Origin of the sequence: Streptosporangium amethystogenes (assembly GCF_000721075.1) — a bacterium.
Classification (GTDB): domain Bacteria; phylum Actinomycetota; class Actinomycetes; order Streptosporangiales; family Streptosporangiaceae; genus Streptosporangium; species Streptosporangium amethystogenes.
This window is the reverse complement of record NZ_JOEQ01000015.1, coordinates 188,870-210,000: the sequence shown is the minus strand read 5'-3', so window position 1 is coordinate 210,000 and position 21,131 is coordinate 188,870. Positions and strand designations below refer to the sequence as shown.

Annotated in this window: 18 protein-coding genes and 1 pseudogene; 4 read left to right on the top strand and 15 right to left on the bottom strand. The window is 66.9% G+C overall.

Annotated elements, in window-relative coordinates; translation table 11 throughout:
• Window positions 1-12: 12 nt before the first annotated feature.
• From efeO to IG98_RS0122645, 5 genes are all read right to left on the bottom strand, one after another.
• A complete protein-coding gene (gene efeO, locus IG98_RS0122665) occupies window positions 13-1,158 on the bottom strand; it encodes an iron uptake system protein EfeO (RefSeq protein ID WP_030915515.1) in 1,146 nt (381 codons plus the stop codon).
• 21 nt (window positions 1,159-1,179) lie between these two features.
• Window positions 1,180-2,031 (bottom strand): iron uptake transporter permease EfeU, encoded by an 852-nt coding sequence (gene efeU / locus IG98_RS0122660; protein WP_037970981.1) that lies wholly within the window; start codon window positions 2,029-2,031, stop codon window positions 1,180-1,182.
• A 182-nt stretch (window positions 2,032-2,213) separates the two neighbouring features.
• Window positions 2,214-2,867, bottom strand: coding sequence for a TetR/AcrR family transcriptional regulator (locus IG98_RS0122655; protein WP_030915508.1), 654 nt, complete (start codon window positions 2,865-2,867; stop codon window positions 2,214-2,216).
• Window positions 2,857-3,642 (bottom strand): SDR family NAD(P)-dependent oxidoreductase, encoded by a 786-nt coding sequence (locus IG98_RS0122650; RefSeq protein ID WP_030915505.1) that lies wholly within the window; start codon window positions 3,640-3,642, stop codon window positions 2,857-2,859. The genes IG98_RS0122655 and IG98_RS0122650 overlap by 11 nt, the downstream gene beginning before the upstream one ends.
• 238 nt (window positions 3,643-3,880) lie before the next feature.
• The gene (locus tag IG98_RS0122645; protein ID WP_051752657.1) at window positions 3,881-4,186 is read right to left on the bottom strand and encodes a hypothetical protein; all 306 of its coding nucleotides are present in this window, start codon (window positions 4,184-4,186) and stop codon (window positions 3,881-3,883) included.
• Window positions 4,187-4,669: 483 nt separating this feature from the next.
• Between IG98_RS0122645 and IG98_RS0122635 the strand changes: the two genes are divergently transcribed.
• The 3 genes from IG98_RS0122635 to IG98_RS0122625 are packed head-to-tail and all read left to right on the top strand — an operon-like array spanning window position 4,670 to window position 8,147.
• Complete coding sequence (locus tag IG98_RS0122635; protein ID WP_157594460.1) at window positions 4,670-5,626, top strand: D-2-hydroxyacid dehydrogenase; 957 nt, start codon at window positions 4,670-4,672, stop codon at window positions 5,624-5,626.
• Window positions 5,627-5,645: 19 nt separating this feature from the next.
• Window positions 5,646-6,554 (top strand): alpha/beta fold hydrolase, encoded by a 909-nt coding sequence (locus IG98_RS0122630; protein WP_051752654.1) that lies wholly within the window; start codon window positions 5,646-5,648, stop codon window positions 6,552-6,554.
• Between the two features lie 36 nt (window positions 6,555-6,590).
• Window positions 6,591-8,147, top strand: coding sequence for a class I adenylate-forming enzyme family protein (locus IG98_RS0122625; RefSeq protein ID WP_051752651.1), 1,557 nt, complete (start codon window positions 6,591-6,593; stop codon window positions 8,145-8,147).
• Window positions 8,148-8,283: 136 nt separating this feature from the next.
• On the opposite strand, the gene IG98_RS0122620 is transcribed toward IG98_RS0122625, so the two are convergent.
• The 10 genes and pseudogenes from IG98_RS0122620 to IG98_RS0122560 form a co-directional block, all read right to left on the bottom strand.
• Complete coding sequence (locus tag IG98_RS0122620; RefSeq protein WP_051752648.1) at window positions 8,284-9,042, bottom strand: enoyl-CoA hydratase-related protein; 759 nt, start codon at window positions 9,040-9,042, stop codon at window positions 8,284-8,286.
• A complete protein-coding gene (locus IG98_RS47170; protein WP_051752646.1) occupies window positions 9,029-11,236 on the bottom strand; it encodes an acetate--CoA ligase family protein in 2,208 nt (735 codons plus the stop codon). The genes IG98_RS0122620 and IG98_RS47170 overlap by 14 nt, the downstream gene beginning before the upstream one ends.
• Window positions 11,233-12,861, bottom strand: a complete 1,629-nt coding sequence (locus IG98_RS0122590) for an ABC transporter substrate-binding protein (RefSeq protein WP_169750164.1) — start codon at window positions 12,859-12,861, stop codon at window positions 11,233-11,235. The genes IG98_RS47170 and IG98_RS0122590 overlap by 4 nt, the downstream gene beginning before the upstream one ends.
• A complete protein-coding gene (locus tag IG98_RS48935; RefSeq protein ID WP_211264058.1) occupies window positions 12,800-13,636 on the bottom strand; it encodes an ATP-binding cassette domain-containing protein in 837 nt (278 codons plus the stop codon). Before IG98_RS48935 ends, IG98_RS0122590 begins: the two co-directional genes overlap by 62 nt.
• Window positions 13,637-13,674: 38 nt before the next feature.
• Window positions 13,675-15,342: a dipeptide/oligopeptide/nickel ABC transporter permease/ATP-binding protein gene (locus IG98_RS52605; protein WP_245651669.1), complete on the bottom strand. Its 1,668-nt coding sequence runs from the start codon at window positions 15,340-15,342 to the stop codon at window positions 13,675-13,677.
• Between the two features lie 132 nt (window positions 15,343-15,474).
• Window positions 15,475-15,585 (bottom strand): annotated as a pseudogene (locus IG98_RS54885) (hypothetical protein); the annotation flags it as partial.
• 86 nt (window positions 15,586-15,671) lie between these two features.
• Window positions 15,672-16,616, bottom strand: coding sequence for an ABC transporter permease (locus tag IG98_RS0122575; protein ID WP_030915456.1), 945 nt, complete (start codon window positions 16,614-16,616; stop codon window positions 15,672-15,674).
• Window positions 16,617-16,758: 142 nt separating this feature from the next.
• Window positions 16,759-17,922: an ABC transporter substrate-binding protein gene (locus IG98_RS0122570; RefSeq protein ID WP_030915452.1), complete on the bottom strand. Its 1,164-nt coding sequence runs from the start codon at window positions 17,920-17,922 to the stop codon at window positions 16,759-16,761.
• A gap of 52 nt (window positions 17,923-17,974) precedes the next feature.
• Window positions 17,975-18,814, bottom strand: coding sequence for an ABC transporter permease (locus IG98_RS0122565; protein ID WP_063766262.1), 840 nt, complete (start codon window positions 18,812-18,814; stop codon window positions 17,975-17,977).
• The gene (locus IG98_RS0122560) at window positions 18,811-19,575 is read right to left on the bottom strand and encodes an ABC transporter ATP-binding protein (protein ID WP_245651668.1); all 765 of its coding nucleotides are present in this window, start codon (window positions 19,573-19,575) and stop codon (window positions 18,811-18,813) included. The genes IG98_RS0122565 and IG98_RS0122560 overlap by 4 nt, the downstream gene beginning before the upstream one ends.
• Window positions 19,576-19,766: 191 nt before the next feature.
• On the opposite strand from IG98_RS0122560, the gene IG98_RS0122555 reads away from it, so the two are divergent.
• Entirely contained in the window at window positions 19,767-20,993 is a 1,227-nt protein-coding gene (locus tag IG98_RS0122555) for a CaiB/BaiF CoA transferase family protein (protein WP_030915443.1), read from the top strand.
• Window positions 20,994-21,131 lie beyond the last annotated feature (138 nt).

Below are 21,131 nucleotides of genomic sequence, written 5' to 3'. Positions count from 1 at the left end.
GTGGAACGGCCATTACTTTGCCACCACCGCAGCGATCTTACTGATCGGCTCGGCGAGCGCGTTGATCGCGTCTGACAGCTTCTTGAGGTCGCCCTTGGACAGCTCGGTGTGCAGCTTCCAGCCGTCGCCCTTCTGGTGCGCGCCGAGCGCGGCCTCGGCCCCGGCGAACTTCTCGTCCAGCGTCTTCACCAGTTCGGGGGCGCGCTCCTCCAGAACGGGGCGGAGCGACTGGACCGCGGCCTTGGAACCCTGCAGGTTGGCGTCGAAGTCCCACAGGTCGGTGTGCGAGTAGCGGTCCTCCTCACCGGTGATCTTCCCGGAGGCCACCTCGTCGAGCAGGCCCTTGGCGCCGTTGGCCAGCAGCACCGGCGACAGCTCGGCGGAGTTGGACTGCTCCACGATGGTCTTGATGTCGGCCATCAGCTTGTCGGCGATCGGGCCGTCCTTGCTGACGTCCTTACCGACCCAGAGGTCCTTCTCGATCCGGTGGAAGCCGGTCCACTCCTCCCCCTCGGCCACGTCGTTCTCCCGGGCGTCGATGGCCGGGTCGAGGTCGCCGAAGATCTCCGCGACCGGCTCGATCCGCTCCCAGTAGGTGCGGGAGACCGGGAAGAGCGCCTTGGCCTTGTCGATGTCCTCGGCCTTGACCGCGTCGACGAACTCCTGCGCCTTGATCAGCAGTGTGTCGCTCTGCGACTTGATGTAGCGCTTGTAGCTGGCGGTCGCCTCGGCGAGCTGGGCGTCGTCGCTGAGCGGCTTGTGCTCGCCGGTGACCTTGAGCGGGCCGCGGACGCCCTTGCCGACCATGCCGGGCTTGCAGGCGGTCTCGTAGCTGCCGGCCGGCAGCTCGACGATCACCTCGCGGGTCAGGCCCGGCACGATGTTCTCCACCTCCCCCATGACCCGGTCGCCGGGGGCGTAGACGTAGAACTCGGTCACCTTGGTGCCACCGTTGGTGATCGCGAATGTCGAGGTGCCCGCGGCCAGCTCGGTGACGGCGACCTTGCACTCGGTGTCGGTGGCGGCCACCGTGACGGGGCCACCCTTGGCCGGGGCGGCGGAGGCACCGGCGACCGTGGCCGGGGTGGGTTCGGAGGAGCAGGCCGCGAGGCCGGTGAGGGCGAGTGCGCCCACGGCGATGGCAAGGGAAGTACGCATGATCGTCCTGTTCAGGCGGTTTCAGCCCGCGGGCTGTGGGTCGGTCGACGGGGTGGCGGGTGAGGGGGTCGGGCGGCTGCGCCACGGCCGCAGGAAGAGGATGAGCGTGGGCACCGCGTAGACGACCCAGGCCACCGTCTCCAGCACGCTCGGCTGCGGGGTGATGTTGAACATCCCGGCCAGCAGGGCGCCGTACCAGGAGTCGGCGGGCAGCACGCCGCTGATGTCGAAGGCGTAGCTGGACAGGCCCGGCAGGACGGCGGCCTCCTGTAGGTCGTGCACGCCGTACTTGAAGATTCCGGCGGCGACCAGGATCAGCAGGAGGCCGGTCCAGGTGAAGAACCTGGTCAGGTTGATCCGCATCGCGCTGCGGTAGATGGCCCAGCCCAGCAGGACCGCGGTGATCAAGCCAAGGCTGATCCCGATCAACGGGACCGCGGTGGTGGTGGCGCCCTGCACCGACGCGAAGAACAGCAGCGCGGTCTCCAGGCCCTCGCGCGCCACGGCGAGGAAGGCCATCACGACCACCGAGATCGCGCCGACCTCCAGGGCCTCGCTCAGCCTGGCGCGCAGGTCGCCGGAGATCGTACGGGCGGCACCCCGCATCCAGAAGATCATCCAGGTGACGAACACGGTGGCCAGCAGCGAGGTGACCGCCTCGAACAACTCCTGCTGCCGGTATTCCAGATGGGCGACGGTGAAGGTGAGCAGCGCGCCGAACGCGATCGACAGCACGAGAGCGGCACCGACCCCGGCCCAGACGAGGGGAAGCCGGTCACGTCGATCACTTTTGACGAGGAGGGCAACGAGCACGGAGACGACGAGCGCGGCCTCCAGGCCCTCGCGTAATCCGATGAGATAGCTGGCGAACACCGTCACTCCATGAGATGGAAAGCCTTACCTAAATTAGGGCAGGGCAACCTTACTCTTCGCAAGGAGGTAATTCCCACAGGGGTACGAAAGACATGGAGAGCGCGGTGATAATGCCGTATGCGTACGATCAAGCGGTTCACACCGTCTTTGGGCGTTCCACGCTTGGTACCTCGTACCCTCTCCTACCTCGTCACCGACGCCTCGGCGGCCCGCAGGGACCGCCAGATCCGCTCGGGAAGCAGTCGGGACGCCTCGTCCAGGTCGATGCCGGGGGCCCCGGCCAGCCAGCGGCGGGCCGTCTCCGCGACCGGGCCGACGACCAGCATCTCGATCAGCCCGTCGGGCAGCTCCACGACCAGCCCCGCCTTGATGTACGGTCGCAGCCAGCCCAGGATCCCGGCCAGCCTGGGCTCCTTCTCCTCCGCGATCAGATCCACGTGCGCGGCCAGGAAGTCGGCGTAGGCGGAGGCGTGGACGAAGCGCGCGGCGGCCCTGTGCTCGCGGGTGAAGCCGAGATATCCGGTGACCACGGCCCGGACGCCGGCGGCGGCCCGCGCCTCCGTGCCCTCGCGGGGGCCTCCTTCCCGCTCCTGCGGCACCGCGTCGAGTGCGGCGATGACGGCGTCGAGCAGGTCGGACAGGCAGCGCGCGTAGAGGGCGGCCGCCAGCCCGTCGAAGCTGCCGAAGTGGTGGTAGAGGCTTCCGACGCTGACGCCGCTGGTAGCGGTCACCGCCGTCATGGTGAAGCCGTCGGCTCCCTTCTCCGCGTAGAGGTCCAGTGCCGCCGCCAGCAGCCGCTCCCGGGTCTCCTCGCCGCGCCGCTGTCTAGGCGACACCGGTCAGCTCTACGGCCTGTGTCCACAGTTTCCCCGCCCACGCGGGGTCGGCGGCCACGGAGGCGAGGGGCAGCTCGCGGTCGATGTCGAAGTACCGTCCGGTGCCGGCCTGGTCGAACGCCAGCCGTACGACCGGAGCCGCGCCGTCGGCCGGGGCCTTCCACAGCAGCTTCGCGGTCTTCAGCAGCACCCCCACCGGGCCGCCCCGGTCGCCGAGCCCGGTCCTGATCACTCCGGGGTGGACGGCGTCGATCGTGATGCCCCGCGGCTTCCAGCGCTCGGCCCACAACGGCATCAGCGCCAGGTTGCAGAGCTTGGTGTCGGCGTAGGTGCGCAGGGAGGAGAAGTCCGTACCGGCCGGGGTGCGCACGAGGTCGGCACGGCCCTTGACATACAGGCCGGCGGTGACCTGCACGACCCTGGTCAGACGATCCTCCAGCAGACGGTTGAGCAGGAAGGGCGCCAGGTGGTTGACGGCGAAGGACTCCTCGAACCCGTCCTCGGTGAGCCGCCGCGCCGATGGCCAGATCCCGGCGTTGTGCACCAGCACGTCGAGCCGCGGGCAGGTTCCGGCCAGCGCCTCGGCGACAGCCCGGACCCCTTTCAACGTTGAGAGATCTCCGGCGATCAGCTCGACGCCGAGCCGGGCGGCCTCGCCCGCCGCGGCGGGATTCCTGGCCACGATCACCACCCGGTGATCGCGGCGGGCGAACTCCTCGGCCGTGGCCAGGCCGATCCCGCGGTTGCCGCCGGTGATGACGACAGTAGGTCCCATGGCAAAATCATAGCCGATTCTAGAGAGTCTCTCTAGAATCGGAGAACCACCGTACGGCCGGGCCGTGCGATCAGCACCGCACGGCCCGGCCGTCCCTCAGAAGATCTCAGCCCGGCTCCGTCGAAGGTGGAGGCCGGCCGGAGCCGCCCGACCCGCCAAGGGAACCCCGCGGCGAGCCTTCCCCACCATGGACGGCACGACCGCGCATACCCGGTCCACAGCGTCCCGGCTCCGCCGGTCAGGGCCGGGTGATCTGGGCGGGAGGTGTCCCCTCGGGCTTGGGAACACGGATGGTGTCGGAGGGCTTCTCCCCCTTGTTGCGCGCGGCCAGGGTCGGATAGCAGTCGTAGTAGCAGTAGTAGGCGTCGCAGTACCGCAGGTAGCAGATCCAGCCGTCCGCAGCCGTGGGCGAGCAGGCGACCGCCGGTGCGACCTGGGACGACGCGGCGTGGGCACCGGTCACGGGAAGTACGCCGAGCAGGCCGGCGCCGGCTAGAACCGCCCCTGCCAGACCGATGCGGGCACTGCGGATGAAGGTGTTCATGATCCTCCTCGGTTACCTACGGAACATGGCAACACCAAAGGTAATCAAATGAACACGTGGAGTCACGTAGTTGATCGTTCCGTGTCGGGACGTTCGGCGCCACCTTCTGGAACACCGGTTCAACCCGGCCAGGTCCGGCACCGCGCTCGCGCAGCAACCGGGCGAGGCCCGCCGGTCCAGCTCCGCGTAGGTGAGCGTGCCCGACTCACCGTCGACCCCACCGCCGACCCCACCGCCGGCCTCGCCTTCGACGGCGACCGCGTCCGGGGTGCACGCGACCTGCTCCTCGAACAGGGAGGTCGCCGTCGTCTCCTGGATGGGACATGCGGCGTCGTCCCACTCCGCCGGCAAGGCCAGTTCGTTCGCGGCAACCCGTTGGCGAGCCACAGCATATGATCGCAAACTTGCCGCATCTAAGATATATATAATAGCATTGATTGCATCTTAGGCATCCAATTGGCGGCTGAGGGCAGGGACGAAACGGTGCGCGTCGGCGAGATCACCAAAGTGCATTGCTATGGCAGGTTCGCCATCGACGCGCTGGAAGCCTCCACATCCTCACTCGGAGATCGACAACTGGTCGCCTGTCGTACGGAATCGGAGTTCATCGCCGAACTCGACCGGATAGAAGCCGTCCTCGGCATAGGCATGCCGGTGGAGGACTGGTCACGCGCCGGGCGCCTCCGACTCATTCATCTCATCGGTTCGGGCGCCGATAGTCTTCTCCCGGCGAGGGGGTTGCCGACGCACGTGCAGGTGGCGAACGCCCGAGGCATATCCGCACCGGCGATGGCCGAATTCGCCCTCTCGATGCTCCTCAGCCTGGCGAAAAGGCTTCCCGGCGCGCTGGCCAGCCAGCACGCCCGGGAGTGGAAGCGCCATCACCCGCGCCTGATCTCGGGCGCGACCCTTCTGGTCGTAGGAGCCGGCCCGGTGGGGCGAGAGTTGGCACGACACGCCAGGGCACTGGGCATGCACGTGATCGGTATCCGTAAGAGTGGAGCCCCATGTCCGGAGTTTGACGAGATGCACGAAACCGCACGCTTCGCGGAACTGGCAGCGAGGGCTGACGCCATCGTCATGGCGGTTCCCGCGACAGCACAGACGCACCAGATGCTGAACGCCGACATTCTCGATCGATGTACGCCGAACTGTCTGATCATCAACGTCTCGCGTGGCGATGTCATCGATGAGGAGGCGCTCTCCGCCCGCCTTCACGCCGGCGTCCTCGGAGGCGCCGCACTCGATGTGTTCCAACGTGAACCGCTGCCGGCCACCAGCCCGCTGTGGGACGCACCCAATACGATCATCACACCGCACGTCTCATGGAGCACCCCGGACTATCGGTCACGAGTGGTCGATCTGTTCTTCACGAACATCGAACGCGTCGAGTCCGGCCAACCCGTGATCAATCCGGTGGACCATGCCCTCGGATACTAGGCACCGAGGAGCCATCACCATGAGCATCGTGCATGCCGCCCCTACCTGGTTCCGCAACGCGCTCGCGCATCCGGTCGACGAACGCCAGGTGATCGTCTCCGGGATACCGATCCACTACCGGGCTTGGGGGCGGGAGGGCCGGCCAGGCATCGTGTTCGTGCACGGTGGGGCCGCCCATTCCAGGTGGTGGGACCACATCGCTCCTCAATTCGCCGACGAACGCCGCGTCGTCGCGCTGGATCTGTCCGGACACGGCGACAGCGGCCACGCCGAGTACTACAGCCATGAGGATTGGGCGAATCAGGTGCTGGACGTCGCGCGCGACGCGGGGATCGCCGGCGGCCTGGTTCTCGTCGGGCACAGCATGGGTGCTCTGGTCTCGTTGCGTACGGCGCTCTCCTTCGGTGAGCAGCTCATCGGCGCCGTTTGCGTCGACGGCGCGGTGCGCGACGTCGCGGTTGAAGAAATGATCGCGCGACGCCAACATGCCTTACGGCGACCCCGTCTCTACCCGACGCGCGAGGCGGCGATAGCGCGGTTCCACCCCATTCCCGAGGTCGGGCGAGCCCATCGATACATCGTCGACCACCTCGCCGAGACGTCCATCCGGGCGGCCGAAGGAGGGTGGACCTGGAAGTTCGATCCCCGCCTTTTCGGCCAAAGCTCTCTCACACCCGATCAACTGTTCACTCCGCCCTGCCAGATCGCTCTCATCCGCGCTCAGTACGGCTTGCCGACTGTGGAAACGTTCGACCTGATGCACAGACTGCTGGGCAGCTCGCTACCGATCATTGAGATCGCCGATTCCGGACATCACGTCATGCTCGACCAGCCGCTTCCCCTCGTCGCCGTGTTGCGCTCGGTATTCGCGAGCTGGGGCTGGGAAAAACCCCGGACCGATCCGCACGATCGTGAACGATCCCGATGACAACACACCTCAACCACCTAGCCGAAAGGAGGACGCATGTCCACTGGAGACAACGTGACGGGCTTCGACTTACCGGCACGCCTGAGGGCCGTTCTGGAGGTCGATCCCACTGCTCCGGCGCTTGAGCTGGACGGCCGGTGGTGCACGTGGGGTGATCTCGCTGCGGGGGCTGCCGCGATCGAATCCCACCTAAGGGCCATCGGGGCCCCCGACGGCGCCAAGGTGGGCATTGTGATGCGCAATCGACCCGGCGTCGTCGGAGCGATGATGGGCGCGTTGACGTCGCGGTACAGCATCGTCTCGCTCAGCCACATGCAGCCCGAGAACGCTCTTGCCCATGACGTCGGTGCTCTCGACCTGGTGGCCGTGATCGCCGACGAAGACGACTGGCGGGTCGAGGGTTTCGCCGCCTCGGCACGATCAGCCGGCATCCTGGGGCTCTCGGTGGCGACACGTGATCCACGTCAGGTCGCGCCGGTCACCGCGTGTGCGTTGTCTCCTGACGTGATCGCCACGCGATCGTTGCCCGGAATCGCCGTGAGCATGTTGACCAGCGGAACGACAGGTCCTCCCAAACGTGTCCCGGTGAGCTTCAAGAATCTCGAAGCCAGCTTCACGGGTGCCGCGCACTACGAGTCGGGACGGCCCTGGCAGGCACGGCTCCGTTCCGGCGTGGCGATCCTCGTCGCCCCTATCCTGCACACCAGCGGACTGTTCCGGCTGCTACTCAATCTCATCGACGGCCGCAGGGTGGCGATGCTGGAGAAATTCACGGTCGACGGACTGGTCCGGTTGGTATCCGCGTATGACTCCCAAGTGCTCGCCCTCACCCCGACATCACTGCAGATGATTCTCGACGCGGACGTCAGCCCCGAGGTCTTCACACACGTCCGCGCCGTTGTCTGCGGAACCGCGCCGCTAAAGCCCGAGGTCGCCGAACGGTTCGAGGAGACGTACGACCTCTCCGTACTGGTGATGTACGGGGCGACCGAGTTCGCCGGCGGGATCGCCGGGTGGACGTTGGCGGACCGGCGGACGTTCCGCCGCAGCAAGCGTGGCAGCGTGGGACGGGTGCACCCCGGCGTCGAGGTACGCGTCCGGGTCCCGGGAACCAATGAGATCGTTCCGGCCGGCGAGGTCGGACAGCTGGACGTCCGCTCTCCACAGTCCGCGTCCGATCCGGACGTGTGGCAGGAGACAACCGACCTCGCGCGCGTCGACGGGGACGGATTCATCTGGATCGTCGGCCGGACGGACGATGTCATCATCCGCGGAGGGTTCAAGGTGTCGGCCGGAGCGGTCGCCGAGGTCATCAAGGAGCACCCGTCGGTGCGCGACGCCGCGGTCGTCGGCATGCCGGATCAGCGGCTGGGCGAGGTTCCCGTCGCGCTGATCGAAACCGCGCGGGGAACTGCCTTCGACGCTCGGGTCTTGACCGACTGGGTCCGCGGCAGGCTGCTCCCATACCAGGTGCCGACCGCGTTCGTCGCCGTGGCGGCCCTTCCTCGAACACCCTCGCTCAAGGTGAGCCAGGAACAGGTGAAAGCCCTGCTCATCGCCGAATTCGGTACGGCGGGCGTTCCGGCCGGCTGAGCCCGGTCACCGTCTGCGAACCTACGGCTCCCTGAAAGGGACGAACCGCGAAGTGGAAGGGCCCGTTCCTTCCGGCGTGCCGGTGGATCGCCGGAAGGAACGGGAGCGACTCGTCATCGAGCCGCTCCCGGGGCGATCAACTCGGCTGAGAGCCAGGCACCGAGCGGCGGAAGGTGTCCCAGCCGATGCTGTTCTGCGTCCGTTCGACTGAATCCCAGTACGCCGTGTCCCAATCTCGTTCGAGATCGGCGTGGATCTGTTCGCGCATCTGCGAGATGGAGTACGGCGAGACCGCTGCCAACTCCCGTGCGTACCGCACCGAGCGTTCCAGCACCTCGTCCGCGGGGTGCACGAACTGCACGAGCCCATACTCGTAGGCTTCCTCGCTGGAGAAGACTCGGCCGGAGAAGAGCAGGTCCTTGGCCCGCGCCATGCCGACGAGCCTGGTCAGCAACCAGGAGGTGCCCATCTCCGCCACCAGGCCGTAGCGAGCGAAGGCGGTCGTCCATTTCGCGCCGGCGGCCGCGAACCGGATATCGGCCATCAGCGCGTGCGCGAGACCGGCTCCACCGACAGCACCGTTGACAGCGGCGATCAGAGGCTTCCTGAGCCGCATGGCCCGGTCCCGTCGCAGTGCTCGATGCGTTTCCACGACACCTGACGCCTCGACGGTGCGCAGGCGTTCGAAGTCCGCACCACCGCAGAATCCTCGTCCGGCTCCGGTGAGCACCACAGCCCGCACCGCATCGTCGAGATCGGCTCGGTCCAGCAGACCGATCAGCTCGCGGGTCATCGGCGGGATGAGGGCGTTCAGCCTGTCCGGGCGATCGAGGGTGATGACCGCCACACCCTCGTCGATCTCATACCGGACGAACTTGGGCTCAGTGGACGTCACGCCCCACCTCCCGGAGGGACGCGACCGCATCGCCATCGGCCGCGGCCGCTGTGACGATCAACGCGTCGACGGCGATGACAGCATCCCCGGTGGCGATGAACGGATTGATGTCGATCTCCTGGATGGCCGTTTCGGACAACGCGAGCCAGCTGAAGCGTTCGATCGCTCCGGCCAGTTCCTCGATCGCCGCCGCCCCCAGGCCACGACGATGGCTCACCAAGCGGCCGTCCCATATTCGGCCCACCAGCTCTCTGGCCTGCTGCCGCGTGACCGGAGGCAGCGTGTCATGCCGCTCGTTCATGACCTCCGCCAGTACGCCACCGGCACCCACGGTGATGATCGGGCCGAACAGCGGGTCCCTGACCATCCCGCAGAGAATTTCGATCCCCGCAGGCACCTGCTCTTGGACCAGGACGTCGGCGTGCGTTTCGCCGGCGGGCAGGAGCCGCTTCCCTACCGCCACGAGGTCGTGGAAGGCCTCGCCGACCTCGGCGGCATTCCGCAGGTTCAGGCATACGGCGTTCTCGTCCGACTTGTGGACCAGCCACCGCGATGACAGCTTCATCACGACTGGAAAGCCGATGTCCGAGGCCAGCGCGACAGCGTCGTGCGCCGAAGCCGCGATCCCTTCTCGCGTCACCGGTATGCCGTATGCCCGCAGGATCCGCTTCGCGTCGCTCTCGGTCAGGGACCCGCCGCCCGGAGCGACCAGCCCCTGCTTCGTCGTGGTCGGCCTCGTCCGTGACAACGCCCGTTCGCGCAGGCCGCCGTACCGGATGACACCCGCGGCCGCTTCGGCCATCGCCTGCGGATCCAGGAAGCCCGGTGCTCCCTGGCGTGTCATCTCGTAGGCGACATCGACCTGCGGCGCCCATGTGAAGAAGGGCTTGCCCGAACGACGGCATGCCTCGATGATCGCGGTCAGCACCTCCGGCGGTTGCGAGCGATTGACACCGGTCAGGCAGACGATGTCGTACTCGGACGAGGTGCACACATGCTCCAGGAGCGCGGGCAGGGCGGACGCGTCGTTCAAAATCTGGCCTGTGTAGTCGATCGGGTTCACGGCCGATCCGAAGCTCGGGATGAGGGACTCTATCTCGGCCCTCAGCCGCGGGCCGGTCGGCGGCACCTCCAGACCCGCGGACTCCAGGTGATCGGCCAGCAGGATTCCGGAGCCGCCGCTGCCCGTCAGGATGCATGTCCGCCGTCCGCGCGGGATCCGACCGGGCGAGAACGCTTTCGTCTGGCTGAGCAGGTGCCGCAGCGTCGGGACGACCATGATGCCTACCGATTCCATCGCCGCCTCGAACGCGCGGGATCCCACCATCATCGAGCCTGTGTGGCTGAGCGCGGCACGGCCCCCGGTGTGCGACACACCGGCCTTGAGGAAGATGATCGGCTTGCCGAGTTCGGCGCCACGCCGGCCCGCGTCGAGCAGGAGCTCAGGGTTTCGGATCCCTTCGGCGAACAGTGTGAGGACCGCGACGTCGTCGCGTTCGAGAAGGTGTCCCGCCAGCTCGCCTATCGTGACATCGACCTCGTTGCCGGTGAGGCACATCTGCGAGATGCCGAGACCTTCGCTCTGAGCTCCTTCGAAGATCCGGATACCGAAGGCTCCGCTCTGACTGACGACCGCCACGTTACCGGGCGCGATCGGGAAACCCCTCAGCCCCGCGAAGGTCGCGTACAGCCCCGCCGAAAGGTTGATGCTCCCCATCGAGTTGGGTCCGAGAATCCTTATCCCGGTGCGCTGCCGGATCGAGTGCAGTTCCTCCTGCAGTGCCCTCCCCGTGTCATCGCCGACCTCGGCGAAGCCGGATGAGATGACGATCGCCGCCTTCACCCCGTGGTCCGCGCACCTCCGCACGGCATCGGGCACCAGTTCACTGGCGACCGCGAGGACCGCGAGGTCGATCTCACCGTCGACCTGACCGATGTCGCCGTAAGCCCGCAGGCCCTGCACCGTGTCGCGGCGGGGGTTGATCGGAAAGATCGCCCCGGTGAACTCTCTCCGCAGGTGGTCAAGGACGCGGCCTCCGATGCGCTCCACCGCGTCGGAGGCCCCGACGACCGCTACGGATCGCGGTTCGAGCAGCGCGTGCAGTCCGGCAGTCGCGGGTGAACCCTGCCCCTGGCTCACGGTCCCTTCGTGGCCGTTCCCGGCCTCGCTCCGGCCCTCCGCGAAAGCGGTCATGACTTCACCGAGAGGCCGTACGGACGCGGGGTCGCCTCGGCTGGCCTCAGGACGGCCTCACCGGCCACTCCGGCTGACACCGCGGCTCGCTGCGACGTCCACATGATCGGGAACATGAACCCCCGATTGAGGACTTCCCCCTGGATCTCATCCCAGATCGCCTTGCTCTTGGACTCGTCCGCCGCGCTGTCGGCGGCGACGGCCTTCGCGTCGAGATCCGTCATGTCCGTGGCTTTGAACGCGGCGTTGTACGGGCCGGACTCGGAAACGTATGCACTGTACCAACTGCCCGGCACGACATGCCGGGATGTGACCGTGATCACCGGGAAGTTGCCCGCCCGATTCCCCTTGGCCAGGCTGTTCGGGGGGACCGCCTTGAGCTTCATGTCGATACCGCCGGCACGAAGCATCTGGGATAGGGCGGTCAGGCGCTGCTTGACCAGGTCCACGCTGGCGATCTCGAATGAGAACCCGTTGGGATATCCCGCGTCGGCGAGAAGCCGCCTGGCCCTGTTCACATCGGGGGTTTCATGGACCCGGTCCAGTTCCGCGTTGTGCCAGTACGAGCCAGGCGGCATGAAACCGCCGAACTCGGGACTGCCGCCGTCGGCGTAAGCGGATCTGTTCATGGCCGTGCGGTCGATCAAAAGGCCTATCGCCTGCCGGACCCGCTGGTCCTTCAGCGCCGGAACGATCTTGCCTACCCGATCGACGACGATGATCGCACCGCATTCCACCGGTATCTCGAAGATCGCTTTGTTGCCGGATTTCGCCGTCGCGACCTGCCCCGGCTGCAGGTGACCCATGATGTCGATCTGGCCGCCTTGCAGGGCGTTGAAGCGCGCGTTGTCATCGGTGATGATGTTGTATTCCAGCCGGTCGACCTTGACCTGGCCGGCGTTCCAGTAGTTCGGGTTCGCGTCGAACGCGAGCGCGGATTTGCGGTCGAAGGTCCGCGCGTCGAAAATCCAGCCCCCACTGCCCGCCATCGTACTGGTCAGGTCGCCCTTTTCCTTGATCGCCTTCGGACTGACCATGGCACCGGCGATCGTCGCCGCCTCCGCAGGGAACGCGGGATACGGTTCGGCGAAAGTGATGTCGACCGTATCGGCGTCGACGACCTTGATCTCACTCATCGCCGAGTACAAGGCGATATACGGGGAGGCCTGAAGGGACCGGCCTCGTTCGAAGTTCAGCTTGACCGTCTCCGCGTCGAACTTCGACCCGTCATGGAAGACCACGTCGTCGCGGAGCTCCAGGCGCCATGTTCTCGGATCCGGCCGTGTCCACGACGTCGCCAGTGACGGCTTGAGTTCGAACCTGTCGTCCATCAGCGTCAGGGTGTCGTACTCGGGATACAGGATCGCTGCGACCGCCTGTATCGTCAGGTACGGATCGAGCGAATCGGTGCCTGAGAAGACTCCGAAGCGCAGGACCGCCTTGTTCTCCTCATCCGAGCCGGACTGGCCACATCCTGCTACGAACGTCGCGAATGCCACCAGTATCCCCAGCAAGACGCTGGACTTCGGCCGTGATGTCTTGCGCATTCCAGAACAACGCCCTTCATTGGTCAACGGTCGGCTCTTGCCTACGGAAGGAAGCCGCCAGCTCGTGCCGATACGCACGCCTCTGCGCCTGATCCCGCAGATCGACGTTCAGAATGGAGGAAAGGAGCAACTGCGAATACGGATGCTCGGGCTTCTCGCAGACTCGGTCGGCTTCTCCCTCCTCCACGATCCGGCCGCGATACATCACGGCGATACGGGCACTTATATGGCGCACGACGGCGAGATCATGTGCGATGAACAGGTACGAGACACCGGTCTTCGCCTGCACCTGCTCAAGCACGTTGATGACCTGGCTCTGGATGGACACATCAAGCGAACTGACCGGTTCGTCCAGGATGATGAGCGCCGGCTCCAGCGCCAGAGCTCGGGCGATGGCGATGCGCTGCTGCTGTCCACCCGAGAACTGGTAGGGGTGGCGGCTCAGATGCCGTGACCGCAGCCCGACCATTTCCAGGAGTTCGACCACCCGTTCCGTACGGGTGCTACGCGGAAGGTCTGTATGGAGCGCCAACGGTTCGCCGACGAGATCAGCGACGATCATCGTGGGATTCAGCGATCCGTACGGATCCTGGAAGACCGCCTGAACGCGACGCCGATATGACCGGGGAACCTTGCGACCGGCATCGGTGATGTGCACGTCGTCGCATCGGATCGTTCCGGCGCTGATTCGCTGGAGACCGAGGATCGCTCTCCCGACCGTCGATTTCCCCGATCCGGATTCACCGACGAGACCAAGTGTCTCACCCGGTGCTATATCGAACGACACATGGTCGACCGCGGCATTGCTTCGGCTCTTCCACCAAGGAAAGCGCCTGGCGGCCGGATATCGCACACTGAGATCTTGTACCTCGAGCAGGGGTGGCCGTCGGGTCATCTTCCACTCCAGATGTCGGCATCGCCGAGTGCGAGCCGTTCCGGGGCGCGCACGCATCGCACCGCGCCATCGCCGAGACCGACCAGGTCCACCGGTTCTCGGCACCGATCGACGACGAAGGGACATCGGGCGCCGAAACGGCAACCAGGGCCCAGTTCGTCGAGCGCGGGCACGGTTCCGGGGATGGACGGCAACGTTCCCTCGCGTCGGCGATTCCGCGGGACGGATGCCAACAGCCCTGCCGTGTACGGATGACGTGGCTCCTCGAACACCTTCTCGACCGTGCCGACCTCGACGAGTTCGCCGGCGTACATCACCATGAGATCGTCGGCGATGTCGGCGACCACACCCTGATCGTGGGTGATGATGAGCATCGACATTCCGGTCTCTGCCTGCAGATCCCGCAGCAGGTCCAGGATGTCGCTCTGAACCGTGACGTCCAGCGCGGTGGTCGGCTCGTCGGCGACGAGCAGTTTCGGCGAGGACGACAGAGCCATCGCGATCATGACACGCTGTGCCATTCCGCCGGAGAACTGGTGCGGATAGTCGTCAAGCCGGTCCGCCGCCCGGTCGATGCGAACCATGTCCAGCAGTTCGGCCGCCCGGATGCGCGCGTCCCGCTTCGACATACCTTCGACGACCCTCATGGACTCGGTCATCTGAGTGCCGATGGTGAACGCGGGATTGAGCGCTTTCAGCGGGTCCTGAAAGATGACGCCGATCTCACGGGCACGAATCGCCCGAAGCTCACGTTCATTCGCCCCTGTGAGTTCCCTCCCGTCGAAGCCGATGGTCTCGGCGGTTACCCGCCCGGGATCGGGGACGAGCCCCAGCAGAGCCATCGCCGTGACGCTCTTGCCACTCCCGGATTCACCGACCAGCGCGATCACTCGTCGCCGCCCGATGTCGAAGGACACCTCGGTCACCACGTCGATTCGCTCGTCGGAGCTTGGCCTTGCGGGGAATGAGACGCTCAGCCGGCGCACGGACATCAGCGGATCCCCGTCGCCACCCACACTGCCGGCGCTGTGCTCGCGCTCGACGACCCCCTCGACGAGCGGCCGCGCCGCATTGGCGTTGAGCACGCTTCCAGCCGACTCACGCGAGAACAGGTCCCGCAGCCCGTCTCCGAAGAGGTTGAAGGCGAGCACCGTGATCATGATGGCGAAGCCTGCGGGAAGAGCGAGGAACCAATGGTCGAAGGCCGACGCCTGTGCGTCCGCCAACATGTTTCCCCAGCTCGCCTGTGGCGGCTGGGTGCCCAACCCGAGAAAGGACAGCGTCGCCTCGACGATGATGCTCGTCGCGAACATCGTCGTGACCTGCACGATCAAGGACGGCGCGATATTCGGGAGCACATGCCGCCAGAGCAGCCGCGTGGTTCCGACTCCGACCACGAGGGCGCCGGTCACGTAGAGTTCCTCACGTGCGGCCAGTACCTCACCGCGCACCAGACGCAGCACCATGACGGCGTAGATGACACCGACGATCACCATGGACTTGGTCAGACCGGGCCCGAGCACCGCGATCAACGTGATCGCCACCAAGAGGAACGGCATGGCGTTGACGCCTTCGGCCAGCCGCATGACGAGGCGATCCGCCCAGCCCCCGCGGTAGCCGAGTACCAGGCCGAGAGGAAGCCCCACTGCGACGGCGATGCTCACGGCGACGAGTGCGGCCAGGAGCGCCGCCCTCGCTCCGAACATCAGCCTGCTGAGGACATCTCGTCCGAGGGAGTCGGTACCGAGCCAATGATCGACCGACGGCATCTCGGAAGGCCGGAGCAGATCCCCCGCGTCCTGTGGATGGGGAGCGAGGTAGGGGGCGAAGACGGCGACTGCGACGATCGCCAGCAGGAAGAGCCCGGCGGTCGGTGCCGATTTCTGCTCCAGAAACCTGGCCAGCATCTTTCGGGAGCGTTTGCCCGGGAAGTCACGATCGGGGCCGGCATCCGGACGGCTCGTGGCCGGCACCGTCGCATCCGGTGAAACCGTCATATCGGACGCACCTTCGGATTCAGCCATGCATACGACAGGTCGAGCGCCAACTGGATGAGGATCATGATGGTGGCGGCGACGACGATGACTCCCTGGATCACGTCGGGGTCACGTCTGAGGACGGCGTCGACAGTGAGCGACCCGATGCCCTGCATCGAGAACATCCGCTCGATGACTATGGAGCCGCTGAACAAACCCGCGACCTCGAAGGCGATCACGGTCACGATGGGGATGGCCGCGTTCTTCAGGGCGAACTTGAACACCACACGTCGCCGCGGCAGTCCCTGCGCCAGCGCGGTCCTGATGTACTCCTGCTGGAGGACACCGATGACGGCCGAACGGGTCTGCCGGGCGAGAACCGCTCCACCGGCCGTTCCCAGCGCGATGGAGGGCAGCGCGATGCTGTTCAGCCACTGTCCTGTTCCGCGAGAAATCGACACATAACCCACCGCCGGAAAGATCTTGATGTGCACTGCGAACGCGAGGATCAGCAGCAGCGCCAGCCAGAAGTGCGGAACGGCCTGGCCAATCGTCACCAGACCGGTCACCACCCTGTCACCGGCGCGTCCCGCCCGGATCCCCGACCAGACACCCGCGGGGATTCCGACGAGAAGCGAGACCACCAACCCTCCCAAGGTCAGGCTCAAGGTCACCGGCAGCGCCTGTACGAGCAGCCGTGCCACCGGTTCGTCTGTGAACAGCGAGCGCCCCAGGTCGCCGTGTAAGGCACCGGACGCCCAGTCCTGGAACTGGGTCAGCACAGGCCGGTCCAGCCCCATCTCTTTTCGCACCAGGTCGACCTGCTCCTGGCTCGGATCCGGTCCGAGCACAAACTCGGCGGGATCGATCGGCGACAGGATGCCGAGGAAGAAGGTGGCCGTCGAGACGAGCACCAGCATCGGTACGGCTATGCACAGCCTGGTCACCATCAACCGCCACATCGCCCGTCCTTTTCGTTCCAGCGGCGCACGGGACAGGCCGTCCCGCGCCTGGCCTGATCGTCAACATGATGGAGACAGGTGGGTGACCGGGCAGGCGGGGTGAGGCAGAAGGTGAACGTCACCCCGCTCGGCCCAGAGTCGGTCAGGAGTCGGCATGTCCCACGGCTCGGGCGTAGAACGAACGGTCCACGTAGCGGTCCTCGGGCAGGACCTCGGCGTACCTCACCGTCTTGAAGGCGATGAACACCTTCTGCTCCTCCTCGCCCGTACCCTTGCGGACCTCCCAATCGAAGGTGATCGCGGGGGTACGGGTCAGCGACTCGCGGGGCTGCTGGGTACCGGCCACGAGCGCGGCGAGGACCTTCTCGTCCTTGGTGTAGTCGCCGTCGAGGTGGGTGCTGACGGTGCGGATGTACGCGCGGACGAAGGCCTGGAGCACCTCCGGCCGTTCCTTGAGCATCGACTTGCCGGCGTAGAAGCCGCCGAGCGGCTCACCGGGCGACTGGCCGCCCACCAGCACGTACTTGTCCGGGCTCTCCGCGGCGGTCAGCCAGTAGGGATCGAGCAGCCACGCGGTGTCGATGGCCTTGTTGGCCAGCGCGGTCATCAGGTCCGCCGATGGAAGCTGCTTGATCTGCATGTCGTGCAACGCGATGCCCGACGGGGTGAGCGCTTTGTTCATCGGGTAGGCGATGGCGGAAGCGGCGCCCACGGTGGAGCCGAGGGTCTTCCCCTTGAGCTCCTTGAGCTGCGGGTTCTGCGGATCGGCGAAGATGTCCCTGCGGGCCCACATCCCGGTCTGCGGCTGCGACAGGTCGGATGCCTTCGGCTCCACGAAGTTGCCCAGCACCCACTTGATGTCCATGCCCTGATTCACCGCGTTGAACAGGCCGGCCTCGGTGCCTCCGTAGGAGATGTCGACCCGGCCCGCGGCCAGTTGCGGCATCGCGTCGGCGAACGGCAGCACCGAGAACTCGATCTTCAAGTTCTCCTTGTCGAACTCGCCGAGATCCATCCCGACGAAGAGCGGCGCGAGGCTGCTCGACCTCGACGCCGCCGTCATCCGGATGGTGGTGCGCTCCTTCAACGGCTGCGCGGCGGGCGCGTTCGGCTCGCACCGCGCGATCTTGCGGCCCGGGCTCAGGTCGGCCGGGTCGATGTACGAGCCCGCCCCGCAGCCGGCGACGGGCGTCACCGCCCCCAGGTCGCCGCCGGTCCGGGCCGGTTCATCGTCACCGGCGCATGCCGTCGACATCAGCAGTATTCCGGCTGCCACCGCTGCGGCCAGGACACGGAATCTGGACATGGTTCCTCCAGTGAGAGGGCAGGTGAAGGTCGGGAGCAGGGGATGTCACCGGTCAGGAAGGAATGATCGCGTTGTCCTCGTCCGTCCACCGGATGAACAGGCGCCCGATGAATTTCACCAGGAGCGCGAAGAGGTAACCGACAAGGGCGACGAGCAGGATGCCGACGTAGCTCTGCTCCAGCAGCAGCAGGGTCCGCCCCTGCTCGATGAGGTAGCCGAGGCCCTGGTCGCTGATCACGAACTCGATGCCGACGAGTATGAGGACGGAGACGCCCGCGGCGATCCGCAGGCCGACGAAGATCTCCGGCAGCGCCGCCGGGAGCAGCACTTGGCGGAACATCTCCCAGCTGTTGGCGCGCAGCATCAGGGCCGCCTCACGGTAGCCGGCCGGCACCGCCATGACCGCCGACATGACGGAGATCCACACGAAGAAGTACACCGTCACCGCGATGAGGACGACCACGGAGGTGTCGCCGAAGCCGAAGATGGTCAGGAAGATCGGGAGCAGCGCCAACTTGGGCACCGTGTACCAGGCCCAGGAGAACGGTTCGAGCGCCGCGCGCAGCGCCCGGGACATGCCCATCAGGAAACCGACCACCACTCCGGCACCGGCGCCCAGCAGGTATCCGAGGATGATGCGGCGCACGCTGGTGACGGTCGCGTCGACCAGCTTGCCCTCCTCCCACAGGGTGACGAGGGCCGGCCCGAGCCGGCTCGGCGGCGGATAGAGGTACGGGTCGACCCACTCGAACACGGCACTGAGCTGCCATGCCAGTACGAACAGCACCGGGACGGAGACGCCGAGCGCGACCTTGGTCACGGTCCACCGGCGCCGGGTGCGCACCGGGTGCAACTCGGCCACCCCGGGACGGCGGATCAGCATAGTGGTCATCGCCGGTCCTTTCCCGCGTCGAACTGGGCGACGACCTCGGAATGCAGGCCCGTCCACAGCTCGCCGCGCAGCTTGGCGAAGAGGGGGTCGGTACGCACCTCGCTGGAGCGAGGGCGTTCGAACGGCACGGTGATATCGGCGATGATCCTGCCGGGGCGCGCGCTCATCACGACGACGCGGTCGCCGAGCAGCAGCGCCTCCTCCAGGCTGTGCGTCACGAACACCACCGTGCGCCGGCGGGCCTGCCAGATGGTCAGCAGTTCCTCCTGCAACACCTCACGCAACTGGGCGTCGAGTGCCGCGAACGGTTCGTCCATGAGCAGGACCTCGGGATCGATGGCGAGCGCGCGGGCGATGGAGACCCGCTGGCGCATGCCGCCGGAGAGCGCTCCGGGATAGACGTCCGCGAAGTCGGCCAGGCCAAGGCGGGACAGCCAGTCGTCCGCGATCTCGCGCCGCTCAGTGGGTGGGCGGCCGCTGAGCCGGAGCCCGAGCTCCACGTTCGCCCGCACCGTCTTCCAGGGATAGATGCCGTAGTCCTGGAAGACCATGGCGATCGGGATCCGATGATCGCCGGACACGTCGATCGCCACCTCTCCCGAGGAGGGCGCGAGCAGGCCGGCGATGATTTTCAGCAGGGTCGACTTCCCGCACCCGGACGGCCCCACCACGCAGAGGAACTCGGCGTCCCCGATGGACAGGTCGAGCGGCCCCAGAGCGTGGACGGCCGAGCGGCCGTTCGTCACGAAGGATCGAGTCACCTCCCGAACGGTGATACGCGGAGCCGCCGGCGGTCCCCCGTCGGTGGCGCCCGGAGAAGCCGGATGGCCAGCGTGATCCATGTCTCTCCCTGACAGGTATGGCAGCGACGAAAGGCGACTTAATACCGATACATTGCTATTATTTACAAGATAGTAATCTTGGATGCACAAGTCAACGATCAGGAGTCAACGTGACGGTGCGGTTGCTCGAGGGTGTTCGCGTGGTGGAGTTCGCCCTGCTGGAAGCGGGTGGTGTCGGCACCGTCCTCGCCGACCTGGGCGCCGACGTGGTGAAGGTGGAGCGTCCCGGCGAGGGCGACTACATCCGCCGGGTCGGCTGGCCTTTCGTGCATGGCGTGTCCCTCATGCACCACCACCTCGGCCGGGGGAAGCGCAGCGTCGCCATCGACATCCAGAAGCCGGAAGGCGCACGGCTGGCCGAGCGCGTCATCGGGGCGAGCGACATCGTGATCGAGGGGATGCGCCCTGGAGTCCTCACCCGGCGCGGGCTCGGCAGCGCCACGATGCGCGAGCGGCACCCCGCACTGGTCTGGTGCACGGTGTCCGGCTACGGCAGGACCGGGCCGTACACCGAACTCGCCGCACACGGCTTGGCGTTCGACGCATGGGCCGGCGGGCTGCGGCTCGGCACCACCGACGAGGGCTTCTCCTCGGCCGAGCTGAGCGTGCCACTCGGCACCCGGGTGACACCGCTGCTGGCCGCCGCGACGATCCTGGCGGCGACACTGCGCGCCCGGCGAACCGGGCAGGGCTGCGCGATCGACATCGCGCAGTGCGAGGGCGCCGCCGCGGTGGACTGGCTCACCATCGAGGGACACCGGGCGCACCTGCGTCCCGAGACCGAGGTGACCGGCAACCCGTCCGACGGCGGCGTGCGCCGGGGACCCGGCACGGCCGGGATGGGCGACAGTGTGCGGTACCAGGTCTACCGCAGCACGGACGGTCACGTGCTGTTCATGGCGACCGAGCGTAAGTTCTGGGAGCGGTTCTGCCTGGCGATCGACCGGTCCGACCTGCTCGGTGACCAGGAGGGCGGGGAGGTCGCCGACCATGCCCTCGGTGACCGCGAGCTGCGTGGCGAACTCACCAAGGTCTTCCTGACCCGCTCCACCGCGGCCTGGGTTGAGATCGGCCTCCGCGCCGACGTGCCCATCGCCCCGGTCAACTCGCCCGCGACACTGCCCGAAGACCCGCACTTCGCCGCCCGGACGTCGTGGCTGCCCGCCGAGGAGTACGGCGCCGACCTGCTGCCGCTGCCGGTGCACCTGGTGGACGAGGAGCTGACGAGGCCCGCGCCGGCCGCCACGCCGGGACAGCACACCGACGAGGTGCTCCGCGGACTGGGCGTGAGCGCCGGCGAACTGACCGCCCTCCGCGAGGCCGGCGTGCTCGGCTAGTCCTGTATTTCGCACGTGACCCCGGTTGACCTGGGGTGATTACCCACGGCACTGGATCAGACATAGCTGCTGACCTGCGACGATGTGGCGTGTGCGGAAAACGGGGCTAGCGACGGGCCGTAGCCCGGTCGGCCTCGC